Annotated in this window: 23 protein-coding genes; 9 read left to right on the top strand and 14 right to left on the bottom strand. The window is 61.9% G+C overall.

What is annotated here, in order from left to right; translation table 11 throughout:
• Nucleotides 1–42: 42 nt before the first annotated feature.
• The 6 genes from G502_RS0111885 to G502_RS19950 all read right to left on the bottom strand — a co-directional run bounded on the left by G502_RS0111885 (nt 43) and on the right by G502_RS19950 (nt 6,312).
• Nucleotides 43–1,266: an ABC transporter substrate-binding protein gene (locus tag G502_RS0111885; protein ID WP_022728893.1), complete on the bottom strand. Its 1,224-nt coding sequence runs from the start codon at nt 1,264–1,266 to the stop codon at nt 43–45.
• A gap of 93 nt (nt 1,267–1,359) precedes the next feature.
• Entirely contained in the window at nt 1,360–2,388 is a 1,029-nt protein-coding gene (locus G502_RS0111880; RefSeq protein WP_022728892.1) for a branched-chain amino acid ABC transporter permease, read from the bottom strand.
• Between the two features lie 9 nt (nt 2,389–2,397).
• Entirely contained in the window at nt 2,398–3,255 is an 858-nt protein-coding gene (locus tag G502_RS0111875; RefSeq protein ID WP_022728891.1) for a branched-chain amino acid ABC transporter permease, read from the bottom strand.
• Between the two features lie 16 nt (nt 3,256–3,271).
• Nucleotides 3,272–4,558 (bottom strand): metal-dependent hydrolase family protein, encoded by a 1,287-nt coding sequence (locus tag G502_RS19955; protein ID WP_022728890.1) that lies wholly within the window; start codon nt 4,556–4,558, stop codon nt 3,272–3,274.
• Nucleotides 4,559–4,633: 75 nt separating this feature from the next.
• Entirely contained in the window at nt 4,634–5,416 is a 783-nt protein-coding gene (locus G502_RS0111865) for an alpha/beta fold hydrolase (RefSeq protein ID WP_026989403.1), read from the bottom strand.
• A complete protein-coding gene (locus G502_RS19950) occupies nt 5,413–6,312 on the bottom strand; it encodes a fumarylacetoacetate hydrolase family protein (RefSeq protein ID WP_040488125.1) in 900 nt (299 codons plus the stop codon). The genes G502_RS0111865 and G502_RS19950 overlap by 4 nt, the downstream gene beginning before the upstream one ends.
• Before the next feature lie 170 nt (nt 6,313–6,482).
• On the opposite strand from G502_RS19950, the gene G502_RS0111855 reads away from it, so the two are divergent.
• Nucleotides 6,483–7,184 (top strand): FadR/GntR family transcriptional regulator, encoded by a 702-nt coding sequence (locus tag G502_RS0111855; RefSeq protein WP_022728889.1) that lies wholly within the window; start codon nt 6,483–6,485, stop codon nt 7,182–7,184.
• 241 nt (nt 7,185–7,425) lie between these two features.
• Here the strand turns inward: G502_RS0111855 and G502_RS0111850 are convergent, their stop codons facing one another.
• The 8 genes from G502_RS0111850 to G502_RS0111815 all read right to left on the bottom strand — a co-directional run bounded on the left by G502_RS0111850 (nt 7,426) and on the right by G502_RS0111815 (nt 15,552).
• Nucleotides 7,426–8,457 (bottom strand): ABC transporter permease, encoded by a 1,032-nt coding sequence (locus tag G502_RS0111850; protein ID WP_022728888.1) that lies wholly within the window; start codon nt 8,455–8,457, stop codon nt 7,426–7,428.
• Between the two features lie 4 nt (nt 8,458–8,461).
• The gene (locus G502_RS0111845; protein WP_026989400.1) at nt 8,462–9,943 is read right to left on the bottom strand and encodes a sugar ABC transporter ATP-binding protein; all 1,482 of its coding nucleotides are present in this window, start codon (nt 9,941–9,943) and stop codon (nt 8,462–8,464) included.
• A 132-nt stretch (nt 9,944–10,075) separates the two neighbouring features.
• Nucleotides 10,076–11,146: a TMAO reductase system periplasmic protein TorT gene (gene torT, locus G502_RS0111840; RefSeq protein WP_022728886.1), complete on the bottom strand. Its 1,071-nt coding sequence runs from the start codon at nt 11,144–11,146 to the stop codon at nt 10,076–10,078.
• A 52-nt stretch (nt 11,147–11,198) separates the two neighbouring features.
• Nucleotides 11,199–12,170 (bottom strand): 5-oxoprolinase subunit C family protein, encoded by a 972-nt coding sequence (locus G502_RS0111835; protein ID WP_022728885.1) that lies wholly within the window; start codon nt 12,168–12,170, stop codon nt 11,199–11,201.
• Nucleotides 12,160–13,035 (bottom strand): 5-oxoprolinase subunit B family protein, encoded by an 876-nt coding sequence (locus G502_RS0111830; RefSeq protein ID WP_022728884.1) that lies wholly within the window; start codon nt 13,033–13,035, stop codon nt 12,160–12,162. Before G502_RS0111830 ends, G502_RS0111835 begins: the two co-directional genes overlap by 11 nt.
• 2 nt (nt 13,036–13,037) lie before the next feature.
• On the bottom strand, nt 13,038–14,411 hold the full coding sequence (locus tag G502_RS0111825) for an acetyl-CoA carboxylase biotin carboxylase subunit (protein WP_022728883.1): 1,374 nt from the start codon (nt 14,409–14,411) through the stop codon (nt 13,038–13,040).
• A gap of 5 nt (nt 14,412–14,416) precedes the next feature.
• A complete protein-coding gene (locus G502_RS0111820) occupies nt 14,417–14,653 on the bottom strand; it encodes an acetyl-CoA carboxylase (protein WP_022728882.1) in 237 nt (78 codons plus the stop codon).
• Nucleotides 14,654–14,760: 107 nt separating this feature from the next.
• The gene (locus G502_RS0111815) at nt 14,761–15,552 is read right to left on the bottom strand and encodes a 5-oxoprolinase subunit PxpA (RefSeq protein WP_022728881.1); all 792 of its coding nucleotides are present in this window, start codon (nt 15,550–15,552) and stop codon (nt 14,761–14,763) included.
• Nucleotides 15,553–16,050: 498 nt separating this feature from the next.
• On the opposite strand from G502_RS0111815, the gene G502_RS19945 reads away from it, so the two are divergent.
• The 8 genes from G502_RS19945 (at nt 16,051) to G502_RS0111775 (ending at nt 23,567) form a co-directional block, all read left to right on the top strand.
• The gene (locus G502_RS19945) at nt 16,051–16,869 is read left to right on the top strand and encodes a FadR/GntR family transcriptional regulator (RefSeq protein WP_022728880.1); all 819 of its coding nucleotides are present in this window, start codon (nt 16,051–16,053) and stop codon (nt 16,867–16,869) included.
• Nucleotides 16,870–16,910: 41 nt separating this feature from the next.
• The gene (locus G502_RS0111805) at nt 16,911–17,780 is read left to right on the top strand and encodes a branched-chain amino acid ABC transporter permease (protein ID WP_022728879.1); all 870 of its coding nucleotides are present in this window, start codon (nt 16,911–16,913) and stop codon (nt 17,778–17,780) included.
• Nucleotides 17,781–17,786: 6 nt separating this feature from the next.
• A complete protein-coding gene (locus G502_RS0111800) occupies nt 17,787–18,818 on the top strand; it encodes a branched-chain amino acid ABC transporter permease (protein ID WP_022728878.1) in 1,032 nt (343 codons plus the stop codon).
• Complete coding sequence (locus G502_RS0111795) at nt 18,811–19,530, top strand: ATP-binding cassette domain-containing protein (protein ID WP_022728877.1); 720 nt, start codon at nt 18,811–18,813, stop codon at nt 19,528–19,530. The genes G502_RS0111800 and G502_RS0111795 overlap by 8 nt, the downstream gene beginning before the upstream one ends.
• The gene (locus G502_RS0111790; RefSeq protein ID WP_022728876.1) at nt 19,517–20,233 is read left to right on the top strand and encodes an ABC transporter ATP-binding protein; all 717 of its coding nucleotides are present in this window, start codon (nt 19,517–19,519) and stop codon (nt 20,231–20,233) included. Before G502_RS0111795 ends, G502_RS0111790 begins: the two co-directional genes overlap by 14 nt.
• Before the next feature lie 56 nt (nt 20,234–20,289).
• Nucleotides 20,290–21,474, top strand: coding sequence for a substrate-binding protein (locus tag G502_RS0111785; protein WP_022728875.1), 1,185 nt, complete (start codon nt 20,290–20,292; stop codon nt 21,472–21,474).
• Between the two features lie 66 nt (nt 21,475–21,540).
• Entirely contained in the window at nt 21,541–22,863 is a 1,323-nt protein-coding gene (locus G502_RS0111780; RefSeq protein WP_022728874.1) for an amidase, read from the top strand.
• Between the two features lie 65 nt (nt 22,864–22,928).
• The gene (locus tag G502_RS0111775) at nt 22,929–23,567 is read left to right on the top strand and encodes a cysteine hydrolase family protein (RefSeq protein WP_022728873.1); all 639 of its coding nucleotides are present in this window, start codon (nt 22,929–22,931) and stop codon (nt 23,565–23,567) included.
• The last annotated feature ends 120 nt before the right edge of the window (nt 23,568–23,687 follow it).

The raw sequence follows: 23,687 nt of genomic DNA, 5'->3' as shown, positions 1-23,687 counted from the left end.
GCCTTCTGTCTGCCGTTTTCCATCATGACAGCCTCCTCGCGTTTACGGGCAGGAGGGGTTGTCACGGGAAGCAAAGCCATTGGCCAAAAACTCTTCTTCTGGCTGACCAAGGGTCTGGTTCACTTCCGGCACGATTTTCACGACCTCGTTGTAGAGGCCGCCCTCACCGTCCTTCACGACTTCGGTGATGAAGATGTCGGCCACGGCATTACGGTTCTCGTCAACCGAGATGGTGCCGGTCGGTGTCTCCAGCTCCAGGTTCTGCAGGGCTTCGCGGAAGGCCTGCTGGCCATTGGACAGATCACCGTCCACCTCGTCCAGGGCGGTGAGCACAGCCAGAGTGTTCACGTAATAGGCATGCGCGAACAGCGACGGCGACGGCAGGCCATCGTCGAACATCTCGGCATAGGTTTCCTTGAACTCCACCCACTTGGGATCGTCCCAGTTGTCGGCGATCGGACCCGCCGTGATGGTTCCGGCCAGGTAGTCGCGCTGCTGCCCCTTGGCCCCCAGCACCGACTGGTCGACCGTGATCGAGCCGGCAATCATCGGCTTTGCACTGCCCATCTGCTGGTACTGGGACAGGAAGTTGATGGCGTCCGAGCCGCCCAGGGCAACATAGAGCGCATCGATATCCTGCGGGATCGAAGCCACGGTGGTGGCATAGTCACGGGTTCCCAACGGCACGTAGAACTTCTCGACAACCTGCCCGCCCAGGGCACAGAAGTCAGTCATGAAGCCCATGACCAGCGAGTAGGGAAAGGAATAGTCCTCGGCCACGATGGCCACCTTCTCATAACCCTTTTCCTCATAGGCATATTCGCCCAGGCCGGCCTGCCACTGCGCGCCGTCCGTGGAGAAACGGAAGAAATTCTCGGACGGATCGTCCAGGGTCGTGCGCTGGGCAGCGGAGCTGCCGTTCACGAAGGTCGTGTCGGGATGATTCTTGGCATAATCCTTGACGGCGATGCCTTCGGAGCCCGAAAGCGGTCCGACAAGGACATCCACTTCGTCATTCTCCACCAGACGCCGGGCCGCATTGACTGCACTGTCCGGAGAGGCATCGGATGAAGCGGTGATCAGTTCGATTTCACGCCCACCGGCCTCATGGCCGAATTTTTCCAGGGCCATGCGGATGCCGCGGATACCGTCTTCGCCCGGCACGGCAAAGGGGCCTTCCAGTGTGGCAAGACCGCCCAGCTTGATTGGGTGCTCGTCGGCCGTTGCGGCCCCGGCTCCGGCCACCAGGGCAGCGGCCGCCGTCATGGACAATAATTTTCTCAACATCTCTTCTTTTCCTCCCTCACTGTTTGTCTGAGTTCGGCCATGTCAGACGGCATGCCTGCATGAACTCAGCACCTACCATTGGTCCACCCTGTTGCGGGCAGACTGTCGCGCCAGCCAGGATTTCAGCTTGCCCCAAAGGCCAAGCACCCCGTCTGGCGAAAAGAGCACGATCACCAGGAACACCGCCCCGATCACCGTATTGAAGCGTTCCCGGTCGATCAGATCGATGGCAAAGTTCTCCATCAAAATGAAGATAACGGCACCGATGAAAGGACCGACCGGATGGGCCAACCCGCCCAGGACTGTCAGGATCAGAATATCGATCACGGGCCCAATTCCGACCGATCCCGGGGAGATCTGTCCGTTCTGCCAAACCAGAAGGACCCCGCCGATACCGGCCAGGACACCGGCCACGCCATGTGCGGCCACGCGATGGGCGGTGACGTTGAACCCCAGGGACGCCATGCGTCGTGGATTGTCGCGCACGGCCTGCAGGGCCAGCCCGAAAGGCGTGCGCGAGAGATAGAGCACGAACAGATAGCAGGCGCCCACCACAGCCAGGGTCAGGTAGAAGAAGGGCAGTGGCGCGCGCCAATCCACACCGAAGACCTCGGGGGGACGCACCCCGGAAAAGCCGTTGAAGGAGTTGAAGATGGGATCGTTCTGCAGCACCAGGTAATAGAAGGCCACCGAGATCGCCAGCGTGATCATGATGGTGTAGATGCCGCTGGTGCGCGCCGAGATCCAGCCGATCAGCACGGCGGCCACGGTCGCCAGGCTGACCGCCCCCACCAGCATCAGCCAGGCGGGCCATTCCGCGTTCCCGAAGATCGCCACCAGATAGCCGGCAAGTCCGGCCACGGTCAACTGCGACAGCGATACCATGCCGCCATAGCCGGCCAACAGCATCAACGACAGGCCTATGAGGCCCAGGATCAGGCTTTGCGCGCCGATCTGGACGGTCCAGAAGTCCGTAGCGATCAGAGGATAGATCAGCAGCAGGGCAGCGACGACAACATGATACCAGCGAACCCCCCGCAACAAGGATGGCAGGACGGGGGACGTCTTTTTTTCCGCTGTCTCGTCAGTGATCGAGGCCATGCCCTGCTCCTATGCCCGTCCGAGTATGCCCTGGGGCCGGATGGCAAGGACGACCACCATGACCAGGAACGAGAAGACGACCCCATAGGTCGGGAAGTAGGCCAGCCCGAACTGCTCGGTCATGCCGATCAGCAAGGCGCCGATCGCCGCTCCGGGAATGGATCCCATGCCGCCGACGATCACGACAATCAGCGAAGCCAGCAGGAAACGTATATCCTCGCCCGGCGCGATCGACAGGGCGGATCCACCCAGCACGCCAGCCAGGCCGGCAAGCCCGGCGCCAATGGCAAAGGTGACGCAGAACAGAAGCTGCACATTGACGCCCGAGGCCGACAGCATGCCACGATCGTCCACCCCGGCGCGGATCATGATGCCGATCCGGGTGCGGTTCAGGAACAGCCACAGGGCGATGCCAATGGCAATCGCCGCCGCTAGCGTGAAAAGCCGGTAGGTCGGATAGGCATTGATGAAGGGCATCGGTGTGGCTCCGAACAGCCACGCGGGCGGCGTGAACTGATAGGAAACACCCGACCAGACGGCCAGCATGAGGTCCGCGAGGATGATCGACAGTGCGATCGTCACCAGCGTCTGACGCAGTTCCTGGCCTTCCATGTAGCGGAACACCAGGAGCTGAAGCAGAACACCGGCAATCGCCATGGAGAGAAATCCGGCCAGGACGGCGAGATACCAGGAGCCCGTGCTGTTGGCGACCTCGAAGCCGATGTACCCCCCCAGCAGGTAAAGCGATCCATGCGCCAGGTTCACGTTGCGCATCAACCCGAAAACCAGGGAGAAGCCGCTGGCCACGATAAAGTACAGCGCCGCCAGCGTCAGCCCGTTCAGGAAGGTCAGGAGGAAAAGCCGCATGATCCTGCGCGCGCCTTCAGCCGGCCCAGCGCAGGGAAGAACGCCCCTGTGCCGTCACGTCCGGTGCACGGTAGAAGCTGCCGTCCTTCATGACAGCGAGAATGCGCGCACGTTCTTGCAAAATGCGGATATTGGCCAACGGATCCCCGTCAACCAGAATCAGGTCGGCCAGATAGCCTTCCTTCACCAGGCCAAGCTCATCGGGCCGTCCCATGATCTGGCCACCCAGCTTGGTGGCGGAAACGATGGCCTCCATGGGCGACATGCCCACCAGGTCGACGAAGTACTCCAGGTCCTTGGCATTGGTGCCGTGCGGGATCCACGCGAAGCCGTAATCCCCACCCGGCAGCACGCGAATACCGCGCCTGTGCATCTTGCGCATGGTATCGGTGGCGATTTCCGCTTCACGCGCGTACATCATGCCCAGGCTCGAGTCGGGGTGTACGCCGTACTCCGCTGCATTCTTGGACGTACGGATCAGCCAGGCCAGTCCCGGCGCCACGAAATGCTTGTCCTTGTTGGCCTCCAGCAGGTCCAGCGTCTCCTCATCCGCGAAGGAGGCATGATAGATGATCTCGATGCCGTGCCGAATGCACATCTTGATGGACTCGTTGGAACGCGCATGGGCTGCAACGCGCAAGCCACGCCGCTTGGCCTCAGACACGGCCACCGCGGCTTCCTCGTCGGTCATCGGCGTTTCCTCGGCGGGCACGCCGGCGATTTCTTCGCCCGAAAGGTTCAGCTTGATGGTGTCGCAACCGTACTTGATGAACTGACGAACGGCACGGCGCATCTCCTCGACGCCGGAGACGATGCAGCCAAAGGACATTTCCGGGAAGTCCAGGTGCGGCGGCGAGGTGTCCCCCAGCCCGCCCAGGGTGGTGATCTCCTGGCTGGCGGCGGAATAGCGCGGCCCCGGGATGCGGCCCTGGTTGATGGCATCACGGATGACCACGTCCAGGCGCGCCTTGGCCGAGGCCGCCCCCATGCAGGAGGTGAAACCCATCTCGATGTAGCGCTTGGCCATCTCCGCGGTGAAAAGCGTGTGCTCCTCGAGCGGCATCTGTTGGATGGCCTCCAGAGATGGCTGGTCGTTCCAGGACAGATGGGTGTGTGCTTCCGTCATGCCGGGCATCAGAGTCGCACCCGCCCCGTCGATCACGGTATGGCCGCCGCCGGACCCGCTGCGGCCGCCACGGCTCACCTGCTTGATCCGATTGCCCTGCACCAGGACCTCACCGGTATAGGGATGATCCCCACTACCGTCCAGAATGCGCACATTCGTAAAAAGATACTCGCCCATATCGCGTCCTCCCTAGCGGCAATCCCGTTGTCTTTTATTGGCGCTCAAGAGGCGCACCCGGGACCGCCTGTCCGATCAAGCTGTACGTACGGAAGCCATGAAATCTCTCAATTCGCGGTTTACGTCCTCGACCTTCTCAAAGGTTGTCCAGTGACCGCAACGATTCAGTATCTTCGTGCGTGCCTTTTCCATTTTCTCTCCCATGGATCGGGCCCCCGAAGCCGGCGCCACGCCATCCTCGTCGCCTGTCACCAACAGAACCGGGCAGCGAATACGAGCAGCGTCGGCCGCACTTGCTCCTGCCAGCGCCTCGCAGGTGGCGGCATAGCCATCAGCCGGCTGACGCATCACCATCTCACGCACCAGCGCCACGGCCAGAGGGTTTTTCTCCTTCGTCTCGGCCGCTGTCGCTGCCTGTACGATGGCATCGGCGATGTCCGCCATGCCCTCGGCGCGCGCCTTGGCAGCCCGGTCCTTCAGGCCCTTGCGCGCAGCATCCGGAGGCTCGGCGATCGGCCCGAAGAGGGAAAGGCTGCGCACCAGAGCGGGATGCTCCATGGCCATGTGCTGGCAGACGATGGTGCCCAGCGAATGTCCGACAAAATGCGCCTTGTCGACGCCCAGAACACGGCAGGCCTTGGCCAGTGTGGCGACGAAACCGGAAATGGAGAGCTCACCCGTATGCGGGCTGCGCCCCGAACCGGGCAGGTCGGGCCGGATCACGCGATAGCCGTTGCGGAACAGACCCATCTGCGGTGTGAAGGTATTCGAGGTCCCACCCAGGCCGTGAACCATCACGACGGGCGTGCCCTCGCCGTCCACCTCGACGGCCATGCGTTCGACTGTCTGAGTGCTCATGCCACGGCTCCTCGCATTGCTTCGTGATAGCTGGAAACCGGATTCTCCAGACGACCGATGCCATCGATGTCCACGGCAACCCGGTCTCCCGGACGCAGATAGCGCGGCGGCTGAAAGCCGATTCCCACACCGGCGGGCGTTCCCGTAGCAATGACATCGCCGGGATAGAGCGTGATGCCCGCCGACAGTGTCTCGATCAGAGTGGGAATGTCGAAAATCAGGGCCGAAATCGGCGCTTCCTGGCGCAGCTCGCCATTGACGTGGCAGCGCACCCAGGACTTCGACAGGTCCAGTTCGTCCGCCGTGACGGCCACCGGCCCCATGGGGCAGAACCCGTCCTGGGACTTGCCGATCAGCCATTGCTTGTGGCGCCCCTGCAGGTCGCGCGCCGTTATGTCGTTGACGATGGTATAGCCCCAGACGTGCTCCATGGCCTTGTCCTTGGAGATACCACGTCCGCCACGGCCAATTATGACCGCCAACTCGGCTTCATAATCGATGGCGCTGCTGACACGGGAGTCCACCGGGATGGGATCGCCGGCGGCGCTGACGCATTCCGGAACCTTGGAGAAGATGATCGGCGCATCCGGCACCGCGCCCGAGGCCGCACCGGAATCGAAGCCGCTGCCCGCAAACTCGTGTGCGTGCTCATAATAGTTCTTGCCGACACAGAAGATGTTGCGACGCGGATGCGGAACCGGCGCACGCAGCTTCACGGCCGACAGCGGCAGCTTTTCCGAGGTTGCAGTCGGACGCCCCGCCTCCGGATCAACCAAGGCCAGAACGCCCTTTTCAGCGGCATTCCCGTTGAGGTCAAAAGGCGCAAGGCTGCTGCCGTCGGCGGACACTATGCCCAGCCCCGGCTTTCCATCCAGGTGATACGCAGCGATCTTCATCGTTGGGAACGCCCCCTCCAGCTTCTTGTTTTTGTTAAACCAATTATGAACCATTGGTTTTTAATTGAGCCAATACTCACTGCGGAGGCTTGGATCTGTCAACCCGAATTTAGCTTTCCTGAGAATTTTTGTTTGCGCCGGATCAAGATTGGATCAAGAATGGTATAGCCATGAACCAGATTCAAAATCCACACCTCGGGCGCGCAGCCGCCACAGCCATGCAGGAGCTGTTAAGCCGCATTGAAAGTGGCGAATTCGTGCTGGGACAGCAGTTGCCGTCGGAACGCGATCTGGCCAACCGGCTGGGTGTGGCACGCAACACCCTGCGCGCGGCCTTGGTACAACTGGAACACGACGGTTTCCTGACACGTCAGATCGGCCGGGGAACCTTCGTGGCCCAGGTGCCCAACCGCTCCAGCGGCAGCTTCCTGTCGCGGCGCATGCGCAACGCCAGTCCGGCCGACCTGATGGAAGTCCGGCTTATTATCGAACCGCATGTGGCGGCGCTTGCTGCCAGCCGCGGCGGCAACGAGGATATCGAGCGGATTCAGGCCGCCCTGCGCGCCTCGCTTTCGGCTCGCGGCCTTTCGGAGTTCGAGCACTGGGACGCCGAGCTGCACATGGCCATCTTCCACGCCACCAAGAATGCCCTGCTGATCGACTACTGCGACGCCATCAACGCCATCCGCAACGAACCCAACTGGTACCGCCTGAAGAAGCGTACGGTTTCGGCCGACACGCGTACGCACTACGACCAGCAACACAGCGCCATCGTCCAGGCAATCTCCGACCGCGATCCGGAAAGCGCCCAGAAACTCATGACCCAGCACATGAGCGCCATCCGCGACAACATGCTGGGCGTGCTAGGGTAAGCAAGACAATCAAACTGCTGGTCGCGCGGCTAGAGCGTTTTTCTGGGTGACGGAATCGCGGGGGATTCCTTCACCCAGAAAAACATTCTAGACTCGATGCCATGGTCTTCCACTCCTTATACATCATGAACCGCGATTTCTTTGGATCGAAGTATCCGCGGCCGATCAGAAGCGGGTCAACGCGCTTGGGAGCGACAACAAACAGGCCGGCACGCTAGGCTGGGAGAGATCAGGGCCAGCCCTACGCCCGCCCCATCATCATGCGGTAGCGCAGTTGGTCGAAGATGACCGCCAGGATCAGCAGGCCGCCCAGCAGGACCATCTGCATGTAGGAGCTGATCTGGGCCAGGTTCATGCCGTTCTGCGCCAGTGTGATGAAATAGGCCCCCAACACCACATTGATCACCCGTCCGATGCCGCCGCGCAGGGACACACCGGCGATCACACAGGCGGCGATGGATTCCAGGGCGATGGATCCGCCCAGGTTGGCCTCGCCGGATTCCACGCGGGCGGTCAGCAACAGGCCGGCCACCGAGGCGGCCAGGGCACAGAGCACATAGGCGATGATGAGGGTGCGCTTGGTGTCAATGGCCGACAGCACGGCGGCCTTGATGTTGCCGCCCACGGCATAGATGTGCGCACCGGTGCGCATGCGTTCCATGAAAACCCACATGGCCAGGATGGCGACCAGCGCAACGATCACCGGCACCGGGATATCCCAGAGGCGGCCGAAACCGAAGGCATCCGCGAAAGCATAGGGCATGCCGGAAACGGGGACGCCGCCGGTCAAAAACAGTGAGATGCCCGCCACCACCGAGCTGACACCCAGGGTCATGATGAAGGGCGAAACTCCGAAGAAGGCCACGCCGGCCCCGTTGACCAGGCCCACCAACAGCGATGCGCCAAGTCCGGCCAGCATGCCCAGGATGATCACCAGCCAGACGGCATCGGGAAAGATGCCGACCAATGCGACCATGGCCAGCGCCGAAACCACCGAGGTGAGCGCCACAACTGCGCCGACCGAAAGATCGAAGCCTCCCGTGATCAGGGCCAGCATCTGCCCCATGGACACCAGCGTCAGATAGACCGACTGCCGGAAGACATTGGTCATGTTGTCGAATGTCAGGAAGCGATCCGAAAGGATGGTGAAGATGACCAGGGCACCGGCCAGGAAAAAGGGCAGCACCCCCAGCTTAATGAAGATGGCGCGCAGACCCTGCAAAGCCGTCCGGCGCCCGGCTGTCTCCTGTGGTGTTGTCGCATTGTCCGTCATCGACCTATTCCTCGAAAAAATGTGCCAGGACGGCGGCTTCACTGATCTCCTCGCGCGGCAGTTCCGCCGAGATCCGTCCATGTGAAAACACCAGAAGGCGGTGGGAAAGGTTCATCACCTCGGGCAGGTCTGACGAGATGACCACCACCGCCTTGCCGCTTTCCGTCAGGCGCTTGATCAGGCCATAGATTGCCGCGCGTGCGCCCATGTCGACGCCCACCGTGGGTTCGTCGAAAATATAGAGGTCATAGTCCTTGCCCAGGCCGCGCCCGAACAGGGTCTTCTGCTGGTTACCCCCAGACAGCTGGGCCGCCAGGCGATCGCGGTAAGCCGGCGGCAACTCCACCGACTCCGCCACGGCTTCGGCCTTGGCATGCATTTCTTTGCGGGGCAGCAGGCCCAGGCGGCTGGAGGCGCAGACCATGACCCCCTGGATCAGATTGGCACGCGAGGTGAAGGCCAGTTGCAAGCCCTCGCTCTTGCGGTCAGGAGGCAGGTAATAGACGCCCTGCCCCATCATGTGGCGGCTGCTCGCACCCGTGACATCGCTGCCCTTCAGGCGCACCCGCCCCGCCGTAATCGGCTGCAGACCGAAGATGGCCCGGAAACAGCGTGACTTGCCGGAGCCCACCAGACCCGCCACGCCCAGAATCTCGCCGGGCCGCACGGTCAGCGAAGCCTCCGCGACCCCTGTGGTCTTCAGGCCCTCGACCTCCAGGACCGGGGCACCCGGACGTGCTTCGATGGCCGGATAGATTTCATCGATCGCCCGGCCCACCATCAATTCGACCAGCTTCTCCTCGCTGGTCTCTTCCATGGAAACCGTCGCGATCTTGCGCCCGTCGCGCAGCACCGTGACCCGGTCGGCGATGCGCTTGAGCTCCTGCATGCGGTGCGAGATGTAGATGACCCCGACCCCGCGCGCCTTCATCTGCTCCACCACCTTGAACAGGTGATCGACCTCCCGGTCGGTCAGGGACGCCGTGGGCTCGTCCAGGATCAGGATCGAGAGCTGCCCGTGGAAAGCCTTGGCGATCTCCACCATCTGCTGTTCGGCCCGGCTGAGCGTGCTGACCAGGGCCTTGGGGTCGATGTGAAAGTCGAGTTGTTCGAACAGTTCACGGGACCGGCGAATCATTCCCGACTTGTCGGTAAAGCCGTGACGCCTTGGTTCGTCCCCCAGAAAGATGTTCTCGGCCACCGTCATGGTGGGCACCAGGGAAAACTCCTGGAAGACGGCCGAGATCCCCTTCTCGCGCGCATCGGCAACAGACTGGAAATCCACCTCCGCACCGTTCACGCGAAAACTGCCGCTGCTCGGCTGGCTGGCCCCCGCGATCATGGCGATCAGGGTGGACTTGCCAGCGCCATTCTCGCCGAAAAGAACGTGAACCTCGCCCGCCTTCAGATCGAAGTCTACGGCACCCAGGGCAACGACCCCCGGATAGCGCTTGGTCAGGGCTGATGTTTCGATGACTGTCTGCATTTCAGGCATACCCGGCGCACGCTCTGCAGGATCCGTCCAGGCGCTGTACGCGACGGAAAGGCCTGCATGGCCTGACGCAAAGAAAAAGGCCGGGAGCGGCCGCAAGAGCCACTCCCGGAACAGGCACAGGGTTTACTCTGCTTCGACGGAAAAGACCGGGCTGAACCCCTGCGGTGGTAGGATGTTCGTGCGCTCGACGTCGCCGATGTTGTCCTGGTCGACCACGAAGATCTCCGGCCCCACGTGCTTGACGTAGTCCTCGCCCTCAAGGACACGGACCGCCTGGTCGACGGCGATACGGCCCTGAATGACCATGGAATCCGCCGGTGCGGCCAGGATGAAGCCGCGCTCGATGCCCTCGTAGACACCGGGTGTCATGTAGAAGGAGATCAGATCGACTTCGCCCACCAGATCACGCTCGCGGATGATGCCCTGGGCGGCCTCGGCGGTCACGGCCGTGCCAGCGATGTAGCGCACATCCGGGTTGGCACGCAGCACGTCTTCGACCAGGCCCTGCTGGGCTTCCTTGCCGGTGTCGCCATAGCGCGGCTCCAGCACCTCGATGGCCGAGCCTTCCACGGCCTCCATGAAGCCCGCATGCGCGGCCTCCACCCAGCCGGCGCCCGCCGGACCTGGGAACCAGCCGACCTGAATCGGGTCGCTGCCCTCGGGGTGCTTCTCGGCCAGGTACTCGCCGGCACTGGAGCCCATGGTTCGGAAGGACACCAGCGACTTGGCGGTGACATTCTCGGAAGAAATGCCGTTGATCACGTCGATCACCGGAACGTCGTCTTCCGCCAATTCGTCCACCAGGTTGTTCAGTCCGTCCAGCGAGATGGCGCCGATGATGACGGCATCCGCACCGCCGGCCACGCAGTCCTCGATCTGGCTGAGCTGGTTGGCCAATTCGGTATAACCACCGGCCTCGACGACGTTCAGGTTGACGCCGAGGCGCTTGGCTTCCTCGACCACGCCGTAATCGACACCCAGCCAGTAGGCATCCTTCATGTGGGGAAAGGAGACGCAGATCTCCCATGGCTCGGAGGCCTTCTCCAGCGGCACGTACTCGACCTTGCTGACCTCGCCGTCCGCCGAGAAGGCCGGTGTGACTTCCTCGGCCTCGTAGGGGAACCAAGCGTCCTGTGCGACAGCCGGACCCGCAAGGGCCGTGGCGACTGCCAGTGTTGCGATGAACCTTACCATTTTCTCCACCTCCTCTGTTGAAATCGTTATGTGGTTTTCTGTTTCTTGTTGTTTACTTGAGCGCATCCTCGATTCTGCCGCGCAGGGCGGTACGCTCTTTCCGGGCGGCCAGCGCCTGGTCCATGTCGACCTTTACGAAGCGGGTCGGTGTGTGCGGCTGAAGCTGCCCGATCAGGTCCATGTCCGCCGAGATCACGGCGCCCAGCGTGAAGTAGCCGCCTCCCGAAACCGCGTCACGGTGCAGAACGATGGGTTCGCTGCCGCCCGGCACCTGTATGGAGCCATAGGAATAGCAGCCATCCACGATGTTCGAGGGATCCGAACCCGCCCCGAAGGGCTGTTCGCGCTCCTTGAAGGACATGGGCCGGCCACCGCGGAAGCGCACGCCCATGCGGTCGGCTTCGGGCGCCACCTTCCATTCGTCGTCGAAGAAATTGCGCCCAGCTTCCTCGGTGATCAGGCGCCAGTAGAGGCCTGGAAGCACGCGCAGTTCGGCCGGATTACCCGGCATGCGGCGCAGGGACTTGTCCAGGCTGCGGCCCTCCTTGGCCTTTCCGTTGTCGCCGAAGGGCACCATGTCGCCGACGGCCAGGGCCCGGCCCTCGAAGCCACCCAGCGCTCCGATGGCATAGGTCGAACGGCTGCCCAGGTAGACGTCCGTGGTGATGCCGCCCGAGATGGCGATGTAGGCCCGCGCACCTTCGCGCAGGTAATCGAAGGAAAGCACCTGCCCGGCCTTCACCTTGAAGGCGGTCCAGGTGGGCTTTTCCTCGCCATCCACGCGCGGCGGCAGCTCGGCGCCGGTCACCGCGACCATGGCGTCCTTCTCGAACTCCAGCTGCGGCCCCATGAAGACCGTCTCCAGCGCGGCCGCCCCCTGGTCGTTGCCGACCAGCAGGTTGGCCGCACGCAGGGACAGGCGGTCCATGGCACCCGAGATCGGGATGCCCAGATGGAAATAGCCGGGGCGGCCGAGATCCTGGATCGTTGTCAGGAGTCCGGTATTGAGAACCTTAAACGTCATTGAGGGCCCCCATCAGTTTCTTGTTGAAGCCGTCCATGTCCGCGTTGAAGGCCTCCAGGTCGAACTCGACCTCGGCGACCCGCGGCGTGTAGCGGTTGGCCTGAACCTCGGCCAGGGTGGCGTCGTATTCCTCGCGGCTGATGGGCGTGAACTTCACCAGATCGCCAGGTTTGAAATAGACCATGAAGTCGCTGAGATACGAGGTTTCCTGCTTGGGATCGAAGATGGTAACCGGCGTGATGCCGAACATCTGATAGCCGCCGGCCCCGCGCACCGAGTAGATGCAGGAGAAACAGCCGCCGTAACCCACCGTCTGCTTGGGCGTATCCGTACGCGGACGTACGTACTTGGGCACTTCCAGCTGCCGCTTGCGCTCGACCAGCTGATACAGGAAGGGCAGACCCGAAACGAAGCCGACCATGGAGACGAACCAGGGCGCCGAGTGATGCGCCGTGATGAAGTCCGCGACCGTGTCGAAGCCGTTGATGCGCGCGGCATAGTCCAGGTCGCTGCCGCTTGGATCCTGGTGCCGGTCACGGAACCGCATCAGCGTCTCATGCGTCCAGGGATCCTGGTAATAGACCGGGAACTCGACGATTCGGGTGTTGAGACGCTTTTCCGCACTCTCGGCGGTGTGCTCCAGGGCCTTCAGCTCGGCCAGCATGTCATCCGGCTTGATGCGATCCGGGTCGTACTTCACCTGGAAACTGGCGTTGGCCGGACAGACCTCGGTCACACCGTCGATCTTTGCCTCGCGTACGGCATTGGTCATCGACAGGCTCTTGAAGAAGGCATCCAGCGACATCTCCTCGTCCATCTCGACGAAGATGTGCTCGTCTCCTCCAAAGGAATAACGTGTCTTCATGCTCAAACCTCCTGGTCGGCGGTCAGGGTGCGGGTTTCGAGCCAGGGCTCGAGGAACTGGGTGTGGAACTGCCCGGCCTGCACGGCCGGGTCGGCCGCCAGCGCCTTGTGCAGCGGCAGGGTGGTCTTCACGTCGCCGATGCTGATCAGCTGCAGCGCCTTGGACAGCGCGGCCAGGGCCGCCTTGCGGTCCGCGCCGTGAACAATCAGCTTGCCCAGCAGCGAGTCGTAGAAGGGCGGGATGGCATAGCCTTCGTACAGCATGGTGTCGAAGCGCAGCCCCGGGATATCGGGAATCTCCAGCTTGCCGATCACGCCCGGGAAGGGCATGAAGTTGTTGGCCGGGTCCTCGGCATTCACCCGCACCTCGATGGCGTGGCCATCCAGCTGGATATCCTCCTGGTGCATGGACAGCGGCTCTCCACCGGCCACCTTGATCATCTCGGCCACCAGGTCGATGCCGGTCACCATCTCGGTCACCGGATGCTCCACCTGGATGCGGGTGTTCATTTCGATGAAGAAGAATTCACCGGTCGTTTCATCATAGAGGTATTCCAGCGTCCCCGCCCCGCGATAGGCTACGGACTCGGCCAGCGCCACGGCCGAACGGCAGAGTTCCGCGCGCACTTCGGACGTCAGGCAGGCGGCGGGCGCCTCTTCCCAGACCTTCTGTCGGCGGCGCTGCAGCGAGCATTCCCGTTCGAAGCAGTGCACGGCGCGTGTGCCGTCGCCCAGGATCTGCACCTCGATGTGGCGCGGGGTCTTCAGCGCGCGCTCCAGATAGAACGAGCCGTCACCGAAGGCGGCCTGCGCCTCGGCGCGCGCCTGGGGCGCCAGCTTGCCCAGCTCCTCCGCGTTGTCGGCAATGCGGATGCCGCGCCCACCGCCGCCGGCGGCCGCCTTGATCATCACCGGATAGCCGATCTCCTTGGCTGCAGCCAGGGCCGCCTCGGCGCTTTCGATCACGCCCTTCGAGCCGGGCACCACGGGTACCCCGGCCTCCTGGGCCGCGGCGCGTGCGGCCGCCTTGTCGCCCATGCGCCGGATGGTCTCGGACGAAGGCCCGACGAAGATCATGCCCGCCTGTTCCACCGCCTCGGCGAAGTCGGCGTTCTCGGACAGGAAGCCGTACCCCGGATGCACCGCGTCACAGTTGGCTTCCTTAGCCGCCGTGATCAGGGCATCGACGTTCAGGTAGGACTTGGCCGCCTGGGCCGGGCCGATGCAGATGGCCTCATCGGCCAGGCGCACGGCCAGCATCTCCTTGTCCGCGTCGGAGTGCGCCTGCACCGCTGTGATGCCCAGCGCCTGGGCAGCACGCACCACGCGTACAGCGATCTCGCCCCGATTGGCCACGAACAGGCGTCGGATCGCCATGGGCTTCAGTCCTCCAGCTCGGCCAGGACGGCACCCGCGGCCACGGGTTCCTCGTTCTCGACCACGAACTTCTTGATCTTTCCGGCCACCTCGGCCTTCACCTCGATGAAGGACTTCATGACCTCGACCAGTCCGATCACGTCGCCCACGGCCACGTCATCGCCTTCGTTCTTGTAGGGCGCCTCTTCCGGTGAGGGCCGGCGATAGAATGTTCCGGGGATGGGAGAGCGGATATCCGCCATGGTTGGCCTCCTTGTTATTGCTTGGCTGTCTGTCTTCGTCTCAAGCCTGGTTTTATTGTTTCGAAAAAGAGTCCTTCAGCGATCCTGCGCGGCGATTGCGGCCGACTTCAGGCGGCTTCCGCCAGTATGTCCTCCGCAGGCAGGATGTGGATGCCGTTGTCCACCAGCCCCTGGCGCACCGCCGTGCCGATCTGCAGGGCGCCGGGCGTGTCGGAATGGAAACAGATGGATTCGAAGGTGATGTCGATGTCCTCGCCCTCCACGGTGCGGACCTTGCCCTCCAGACAGGCGCGCACGCACTTCTCGGCGACTTCCTCGGGTTTCAGAGCGCGCATGCGCCGGGTGAAGACGATGCTGCCGCTGGTGTCGTAGTCGCGGTCGGCATAGAACTCGCGGACCGTCTTCAGGCCGGCCGCCTTGGCGATGCCATAGGTTTTCGAGACATCCATGCAGAAGACCGCAGTCTCGGGGCTGCACTTGGTCAGCGCCTCAACCAGCAGTTCCGAAAGCTCGGCATTGCGTGCGGCCTCCATGTAAAGCGCGCCATGCGGTTTCACATGCTGCAGCTTGGTGCCATGGCGCCGTGCAAATTCCCGCAGTGCGCCGACCTGGTAGACGATATCGTTGACCAATTCGTCAGGGTTGGCCTGGATCACGCGGCGGCCGAAACCCTGCAGGTCGCGGTAACCGGGATGCGCGCCGATGGCCACCCCGCGCTCGATCGCGCCCTTGACCACCTTGTCCATCAGGTTGGGATCCCCGGCATGGAAGCCGGTCGCCACGTTGGCGGAGCTGATCAAGTCCATCAGCTCCTCGTCCGTTGCCTCGCTGATCCGCCAATACCCGAAGTTCTCACCCAGGTCGCAGTTCAGATCCACGGCTTTTCTGATCACCTTCATGCCTCCCACTGCAAGGTATGTTCGGCGCTTTCTTGTGCGAAGCGCTCTGACATCTCCTTCCAGCGTCCGCCCGGGCTGTGAATAAATCAAATTGTAAATATCTCAGCGAGAGCTTCGGATTTTCAGATATTGCAGAGGCCCTCTTCACCCGTCGCAGTTCTTGATTCCAAAGGAAAACCTTCAAAACGGCCTGATCTGACCGACGCGCATTTTCTGTTTTTTCGATACAGCTTCCTTGGTTTTTCGATGTAACAGGACAAACAATAGCCTGCCGTGCCTACGCAGAGCCTTCTCTGTGGGACAGGCTTATTTATGTAGCACGCTGCGGATCAGTGTGCGCGTGACCTCCCTGCGCTCCTTGCCCCTTCTCATCCCTTCAGCAAGCCCTTGCCAGCACGTCCTCTCGAGGCGCAACGGGACAAGATAATTTTGATATTTTCGGAATATGATAATTATGATTATAATTAAGCCAGAAACAGGGAAAGACCCGGTGATCACGTGACAGCACTCGATCGGACATACCAGGCACCTTCGCAACGGCCGCACAAGCGATCCGACGTGATCGTCGAACAGATCAAGCGGTGGATTGTGGAAGAGGGCAAGCGGCCCGGAGACAAGCTGCCGCACGAGAAGGAACTGATCCGGATCTTTTCGGCCGGCCGGGGGACGGTGCGCGAAGCCCTGAAGTCGCTCGAAGTGCAGGGCCTCATCATCAACATGCCCGGCGCCGACGGCGGCGCCGTCCTCAGTGAGGTGCCCTATGGGCGCGCCATGCATCTGCTGCGCAACTACTTTCACTCGCGGACCGTCACCTTCGGTCAGGTCTATGCCGTGCGGAAGTTCGTCGAACCCGAGGTCGCAGCCGCCGCCGTCGGCCACCTGAGCAAACGGGATTTCGAGCAGCTTCAGGCTTCGATCGAAACCTGCCAGTGCAGCGACCGGGAACGCCACCTGCAACGCAAGACGCAGCGTGCGGCCGAACTCGATTTTCACGACATCATTGCCCGGGCCTGCCCCAATCCGCTCATGGCCTTCATCGGGCGCTTCCTCAACGATGTGCTCAGGGATCTTGTCGTCCTGAGCGCCGAGAACTTCACCCGGCACGGCGACTTCCTGTCCCAGAACTGCCGCTACCACGCTTTGGTGATGGATGCGCTGCGCAAAGAGGATGCCGAGGCCGTCAGGGCCCTGATGCACGAACACATGATCGATGCGGAAAGCTACATGATCGAGCTGGATGCTCAGATAGAGGGAACATGGCTGGGTCCGCCCAGAATGCGCGAGGAGGATGCCTCCATGCTTCCGTCAAATACATAGCAGGACTGCGGTGCACGAGCTGAGATGGGAATGACTAGAACATGACAATAACAAGCTTGGTACCGTCGGTGATGAATGCCCTGACCCTGATCAGCGTGCTTATGCTGGTCGCCATGGGTCTGGGCATCATCTTCGGCATGATGCGCGTCATCAATCTGGCGCATGGCGAATTCGTCACGATTGGCGCCTTCACGCTTTCCGTGCTGCAGGGTCTGGGTGGAAGCTACTGGCTGGCCCTGCTGGTCGCGCCGATCATCGGCGCCCTGGCCGGCCTGTTGGTGGAACGCCTGATTGTCCAGCACCTCTACACGCGCTGGCTGGCCACCATCCTGGCCACCTGGGGGCTCAGTCTGATCATAGCGCAAGTCCTGCAGATCGTCTTCGGCGCCGGGCCACAGAGTGTCAGCGCGCCGATCAGCGGCACCATGGACCTTCTGGGGGCCTCCTACCCGGCCTATCGCGTCTTTATCATCCTCTTCTCCGCCGCCGTGCTGGGCCTCGTGCTGCTGATGTTTTCGCGCAGCAATTTCGGCCTGGATATCCGGACGGTCATCCAGGACCGCGAGATGGCGGAGGCCCTGGGCATCGATACCAAGCGTGTCTTCTCCAAGGCCTTCATGCTGGGCGCGGCCCTGGCTGCCCTGGCGGGCGTCCTTGTCGGCCCGCTGGCCGTGGTCATTGCCCAGATGGGCGTCAATTACCTGGCCAAATCCTTCTTTGTGGTGATCGTCGGGGGTGCTGGCAGTTTCTGGGGCATCGGCGCGGGCAGCGCTTTTGTCGGCGGCCTCGAAACGGTCTTCACCTACCAGATGCCGGTGACTCTGGCACAGGCTCTCGTCCTGGCACTCGGCATCGTCGTTCTGCGATTCCGTCCGCAGGGCATTGTCCCTCATGCGAATATCAAGTGGTAAGCAGACATGAAAATCCTGTCCGCCAGACAAGGCCGTAACCCCATTCGCGAGCTGTCCACCCCTGCAACAGCCATCGTCCTGGGTATAGCTGTCTTCGTCATTTCACTTTATGCCGATTACTACTGGATGATGACCCTGCGGGATGCCCTTGTCTTCGGTATCTTCGCGCTGTCCCTGGATTATCTCTGGGGCCGAACCGGCCTGCTGAGCTTCGGCCATGCGACGTTCTTCGGCATCGGAGCCTACGCTGTCGCGATCCTCAGCACGAACTTCGACATCACAAACATCACGTTGCTCGCGATATTGGCCGGCATTCTCGCCTCCGGCCTTGTCGCCCTGTTGTTTGGCTATTTCCTGCTGTTCGCTGGTGTGCGTGGCCCCTATTTCACCATCATGACGCTCGCATTGACCGTCATTGCCGGCCACATCGCCGTGGCCTGGGTCGACGTCACGGGCGGGGATTCCGGGATAACCGGCGTACAGCCTCTCAGTCTCACCTTTGGAGATTTCGAGTTTGTCGTCTTTGCGCCACAGACGGGCCTCTATGTGGCTCTGGCGCTCCTGCTCATACTGCTGCTCGCGATCTGGAAGGTCGCGATCAGCCGCTACGGCCGTCTGCTCAAGGCCCTGGAGGTGAACGAACTCAGGGCCCGCACACTTGGCTACAACACACCGCTGCACCTGGTGGGCACCTTCACGATATCGGCCATGATCGCCGCCCTGGCCGGTGGGCTCTATGCCACCTTTGCCGGCTATGTGGCTCCTGACCTGATCGGCCTTCTGCTCTCGACGAAGGTGATCGTCTGGGTCGCCGTCGGCGGGCGCGGCACGCTCATCGGCCCCGTCATCGGAGCCATCCTCGTCATGCAGGTCGAGCGCGAGTTGAGCAGCATCAACACGAGCCTCTGGCCGCTGTTCATCGGTTTCTTCTTCATCGCCATGGTATTCCTCTTCCCGGACGGCCTCGCAGGCCTGGCTCAGAAACTCTTCGGACGAATGACCAAGAACGAAAAGAAGGGAGACGCCGAAAGTGCCTGAGACGAATACCGCGCCGCTCCTGACGGTCGAAGCCGTCAGCAAGCGCTTCGGCGGCCTGACCGCCGTGGACTCTGTCAGCCTGAAGGCCTACGCCGGCCAGATGCAGTGCATCATCGGCGCCAACGGAGCCGGCAAGAGCACGCTTTTCAACATGCTTTGCGGCGCCCTCAAACCCAGTGAAGGCACAATTCACTTCCAGGGCACCGATATCACGCGCCTGCCGCTCCATCGCATAGCGCGCCTGGGCATAAGCCGGAAATTCCAGGTTCCCAGCATCTTCGACGAGCTGACGGTCGAGGACAACCTGGACCTGGCCAGCAAGGAACATGGAAGCGCTGCGGAAAAGCGGGTGAACGAGGTCCTGGAGACCATTAAGCTGTCCGGACAGCGCTTCGTCAAGGCCGCCAACCTGGCCCACGGCCAGAAGCAGTGGCTCGAGATCGGGATCGCCCTGATGCCGGTCCCGGAACTGCTTCTGCTGGATGAACCAACCGCCGGCATGACGCGCGAGGAAACCCGGAAGACAGCCGAGCTCCTGAAGGAAGTGCAAGAGGGAATCACCACGATCGTGATCGAACATGACATGAGCTTCGTGCGCAGACTGAACTGCCATACCATCGTGCTGCACCAGGGAAAGCTGCTGAGAGAAGGCGAATTCAGCGAAATTGAACAGGACCAGACCGTCCGGGAGGTCTACCTTGGAAAGCAGTAAGCCCGTCCTGGAACTGCAGGACGTCCGATCCGGTTACAATTCTGTCCCGGTCATCAACGGCGTCAGCCTGGACCTTGCGGCCCAGGAAATCCTTTTCCTCTTCGGTCGCAACGGTGTTGGCAAGACCACCCTGCTGAAAACGATCTGTGGGCTGCTGAAGGCACAATCCGGACACATCCGCCTGATCCAGGAGGACTGCACCACCTGGCCGACCTTCAAGCGGGCCCGCAAGGGAATTGCCTACGTCCCGCAGGGGCGTGGCATCTTCCCAAAACACACGGTCAGGCAGAACCTTGTGGCCGGCCTGCGCGCCTGTCCGGACCGGAATGCGGAGATTCCCGAGCAGGTCTTCGAATATTTCCCTATACTGAAGGAACGGATCAACCAGGCCGGTGGAACCCTGTCCGGGGGACAGCAGCAGATGCTGGCCATCGCCAGGGCGCTCTGCGGACGTCCGAACATCCTGTTGCTTGACGAACCGACAGAAGGCATCCAGCCCAGCATCGTTCAGGACCTCAAGGAGATCATCCGGACCATCGTCGAGGAGCACAAGGTCAGCGTACTGCTCGTGGAGCAGAATTTCGATTTCGGAATCGAATTGGCCAACCGTTGTATGGTCATGGACAAGGGTGAAATTGTCAAAAAAGGAGATGCATCTGAATTCAAGAACGACGACGTCATAGACGAAATATTGGCACTGTAAACCAATTCAAACTTTGTAGTGAACAAGGACGGCTGAGAAGAAGGGAGAATAGAATTATGACCAGCAGAAAGATTTCCAGAAGGACAACCTTGAAGGGGATGGCCGCCACGGGCGCCGCGGCGACGACATCCTTTGGCTTTCCGGCCATCCTCAAGGCATCCGATACCGTCAACATCGGCTTCCTGACGGCCCTCAGCGGGCTGGAGACGATCCTGGGCGAGATCCAGCAGAACTGTTTCGAACTGGCGGTCGAGGACATCAACAAGGCCGGCGGTGCCGGCGGGCGCGAAGTGGTCTTCACGGTCGAGGACGATCAGACCCAGACCCAGGCGACCATCGACAAGGCGCGCCAGCTGATCTTCCGGGACGATGTGGACGTCATCATCGGCATGATCGCCAGCCTCGAGCACGAGGCGGCACGCACCGTCACCAGTCCCGCCAAGAAGCTTTTGATCTACACCACCTATTACGAGGGCGAGGTCTGCGACCCCTATTTCGCCGCGACCGGTCAGGTCCCCAACCAGCAGATCGATCCCATGGTGCCCTGGCTGGTCGAGAATGTGGGCAAGCGTTGCTACATCGTCGGCTCCGATTATGTCTGGCCGCGCACCAGCTCCAAGTACATCCGAGAAGCCTTCGAACGAGCCGGTGGTGAAGTCCTGGATACGGAATTCTTCCCCTTCGGCATCCAGGATCTGGGACCGGTCTTCGAGCGCATCAACGAGGCACAGCCGGACATGGTCTGGAGCATGCTGGCCGGCGCCGATGGCGGCACCATGCTGAACCAGTACAACAGCTTCGAGATGGAGCCGCAGCTGGTTGGCCAGGGCTTCGATGACGTCTACGCCAAGCGCTACCCCGAACTGGCCAAGGGCGTGATTGCCAACCAGAGCTATTTCATGAGCCTGGACACGGATGCAAACCGCGATTTCCTGCAGCGCTATCGCGAGAAGTTCGGAGACGACGTCCCGGTGAACGGCATCGGCGAAGCCACCTATGCCGCCACCTGGCTCTATGCCAAGGCCGTGGCCAAGGCAGACTCCACGGAGACCGAGAAGGTCCTCAAGGCCCTGCCGGAAGTCGACTTCGACGCGCCCCAGGGTCACGTCAACATCTCCGCGAAGAACAACCACATGCGCTGCAACAGCATCATGGCGCGTGTCGGTGACAACGGGAACTTCGACATCATCGAGAATTTCGGACAGATCGATCCCGAAATTCCCGGATGCGATCTGACCTGATCTCACGAAGAGGGGCATGATGAAGGTCATGCCCCTCTTTTTTTTGTTTTCTCAGCGGTGATGGCTATGAACGAAACGGCACATTCTTATCTGGATGATTTCAACACGGGCAAGACAACCTCCAATAAGGTAGTTGCCCGCTGCCTGGAAAGAATTACCGAGCGCAACCCTTCCCTGCATGCCCTGAGCGAAGTGCTCGCGGAAGCAGCCCTGGCCCAGGCCGATGATATCGATCGCCGCAAGAGCGCGGGCCAGAAGACCGGGCGCCTGGCCGGCCTGCCGGTCATCATCAAGGATCTGGTCGACGTTGAAGGCGCGCACTGCAAGGCCGGGCTGGATTTCCTGAAGGACTACATCGCCGAACAGGACGCGGAACTGGTCAGGCGCCTGCGCGCCGAGGATGCGGTCATCCTGGCCATGAGCGAAACCGACAGCGGCGCCTTCCTGGTGCGCACGCCCCAGACGACCCATCCCGTCGCCCCCGATCACGTTGTGGGGGGCTCGAGCGGCGGCTCCGGTGCCGCCATTGCCGCCGGCTTCGGACTGGCGGCCATCGGCACGGACACCGGCGGCAGCATCCGCATCCCGGCGGCCTGCTGCTCGGTCGTCGGCTTCAAGCCCACTTACGGCCGGGTGCCGCTGGACGGCGTCCGGCCCCTGGCCTGGTCACTGGATCATGCCGGGCCTTTGGTGAACTCGGCCGCCGACATCGCCCCGGTCCAGACCGTGCTTGACCCGCAGTTCGACAGCACGGGCAGCACGAAGAGCGGCCCCTTCACATTGGGCTACGATCCGGACTACTACGCCGACGCTGTGCCCGAGGTGCGACAGGCCTTCGAAAGCGCGCTGAAGCTGGCGGAAAGCCTGGGTCATGAACTCCGGAAGGTCTCCCTTCCCAGCCCGGAAAGCGTCCTGGCCTTCCACATGATCAACCTAACGGCCGAAGCGGGTGCCTATCATTTCGAAAAGTTTCCCGACCAGTGGGATAACTATCCCGAAGGCGTCCAGCAGGCATTGGAAATCGCGAAGCGGGAACCCGCCTATCGCCATGTTCAGGCGGAACGCGCACGACAGGTCGCCAGGGACCAGGTTGCGAGGGCTTTCGAAGAAGTCGATTTCCTGATGACGCCCACCCTTCCTGTCCTTCCGCCCAGGAAATCCGACGAGACCGTGGAAACGGCAAAGGGCCCCGTGCCCGTTCTGCAGGCGCACATCAGCTACACCTGCCTCTTCGACCAGACCGGCCATCCGGCTCTCTCCCTGCCGGCGCACCTTAATGAACAGGGCCTGGGCTCGAGCCTGCAGATCGTCGGCCCGCTCGATCGAGACAAGGCGGTGGTCGATCTCGCCATCGAGCTTGAGAAGGCCAGGGGGTCGCTGCAGGGCTGACTTTACGCCGCGGAATCACTTTTTGGGCACACCGAGGCCCGGATCAGGAGGCTGTATTGGACTCTATGGAGACACGCGTTGCCAATGAGGTTCCCCACAGCGAACGGCTCATCGATCCAGCACTGCTGGTCATCGACATGCAGAACGATTTTGTGCGTGAAGCTGCGCCATTGGAAGTCCCCGACGCCCGCGCGACCGTGGACCCTATCAAGCGTCTGATCGGCAGGTTTCGCGAACGCGGACATCCGATCGTTTATACCCGTTTCCTGGCCAGGCAGGAACCTGACCTGCTGTGGCTTTGGTCGCCGCAATGCCGTCCGGAGACGAAGTGCTGCTGGAAGGACCACATCCGCAGTTATCCGGACGCACCGCATCCATTGCACTGTACGCAAGTGATCGATGAACTGACCCCCGACGCTGGCGACGTCATTATCGACAAATACGGCTATGGCGCCTTTCACGGTACGGACCTTGATAAGCGTCTGCGCGCGCTTGACGTCAAGTCAATCCTGGTCACGGGCACGGTCACCCAGATCTGCGTCGAGGAAAGCGCGCGTGAAGCATTCCACTTCGGGTATCCGACGACGATTGTCCCGGACACTGTTTCCTCATTCGCCCCGGACCTTCACGCCGCGACACTCAAGAACTTCGCCATGAAGTTCGGCTGGACCACTGACACGGACACCGTACTTCAATGGCTGTAGCAAGGAACCTGGCTGGGCCAGTCAGTCTGCGCAAGGAAGACGCCTCCCTGCGTCTTGGACGCTGTTCCTGGGTCCGTGCGTCTTGGACGCTGTTCCCGGGAATGCGGTGCACGAGCAGGG

Origin of the sequence: Fodinicurvata sediminis DSM 21159, from assembly GCF_000420625.1 — a bacterium.
Lineage (GTDB): Bacteria > Pseudomonadota > Alphaproteobacteria > Kiloniellales > DSM-21159 > Fodinicurvata > Fodinicurvata sediminis.
This window is presented reverse-complemented; position numbering and strand designations above follow the sequence as displayed.

Coding starts and splice junctions, on each gene's coding strand:
- G502_RS0111885 (WP_022728893.1), bottom strand. CDS start 1,266: ATGACGGCGGCCGCTGCCCTGGTGGCCGGAGCCGGGGCCGCAACGGCC.
- G502_RS0111880 (WP_022728892.1), bottom strand. CDS start 2,388: ATGGCCTCGATCACTGACGAGACAGCGGAAAAAAAGACGTCCCCCGTC.
- G502_RS0111875 (WP_022728891.1), bottom strand. CDS start 3,255: ATGCGGCTTTTCCTCCTGACCTTCCTGAACGGGCTGACGCTGGCGGCG.
- G502_RS19955 (WP_022728890.1), bottom strand. CDS start 4,558: ATGGGCGAGTATCTTTTTACGAATGTGCGCATTCTGGACGGTAGTGGG.
- G502_RS0111865 (WP_026989403.1), bottom strand. CDS start 5,416: ATGAGCACTCAGACAGTCGAACGCATGGCCGTCGAGGTGGACGGCGAG.
- G502_RS19950 (WP_040488125.1), bottom strand. CDS start 6,312: ATGAAGATCGCTGCGTATCACCTGGATGGAAAGCCGGGGCTGGGCATA.
- G502_RS0111855 (WP_022728889.1), top strand. CDS start 6,483: ATGAACCAGATTCAAAATCCACACCTCGGGCGCGCAGCCGCCACAGCC.
- G502_RS0111850 (WP_022728888.1), bottom strand. CDS start 8,457: ATGACGGACAATGCGACAACACCACAGGAGACAGCCGGGCGCCGGACG.
- G502_RS0111845 (WP_026989400.1), bottom strand. CDS start 9,943: ATGCAGACAGTCATCGAAACATCAGCCCTGACCAAGCGCTATCCGGGG.
- torT (WP_022728886.1), bottom strand. CDS start 11,146: ATGGTAAGGTTCATCGCAACACTGGCAGTCGCCACGGCCCTTGCGGGT.
- G502_RS0111835 (WP_022728885.1), bottom strand. CDS start 12,170: ATGACGTTTAAGGTTCTCAATACCGGACTCCTGACAACGATCCAGGAT.
- G502_RS0111830 (WP_022728884.1), bottom strand. CDS start 13,035: ATGAAGACACGTTATTCCTTTGGAGGAGACGAGCACATCTTCGTCGAG.
- G502_RS0111825 (WP_022728883.1), bottom strand. CDS start 14,411: ATGGCGATCCGACGCCTGTTCGTGGCCAATCGGGGCGAGATCGCTGTA.
- G502_RS0111820 (WP_022728882.1), bottom strand. CDS start 14,653: ATGGCGGATATCCGCTCTCCCATCCCCGGAACATTCTATCGCCGGCCC.
- G502_RS0111815 (WP_022728881.1), bottom strand. CDS start 15,552: ATGAAGGTGATCAGAAAAGCCGTGGATCTGAACTGCGACCTGGGTGAG.
- G502_RS0111805 (WP_022728879.1), top strand. CDS start 16,911: ATGACAATAACAAGCTTGGTACCGTCGGTGATGAATGCCCTGACCCTG.
- G502_RS0111800 (WP_022728878.1), top strand. CDS start 17,787: ATGAAAATCCTGTCCGCCAGACAAGGCCGTAACCCCATTCGCGAGCTG.
- G502_RS0111785 (WP_022728875.1), top strand. CDS start 20,290: ATGACCAGCAGAAAGATTTCCAGAAGGACAACCTTGAAGGGGATGGCC.
- G502_RS0111780 (WP_022728874.1), top strand. CDS start 21,541: ATGAACGAAACGGCACATTCTTATCTGGATGATTTCAACACGGGCAAG.
- G502_RS0111775 (WP_022728873.1), top strand. CDS start 22,929: ATGGAGACACGCGTTGCCAATGAGGTTCCCCACAGCGAACGGCTCATC.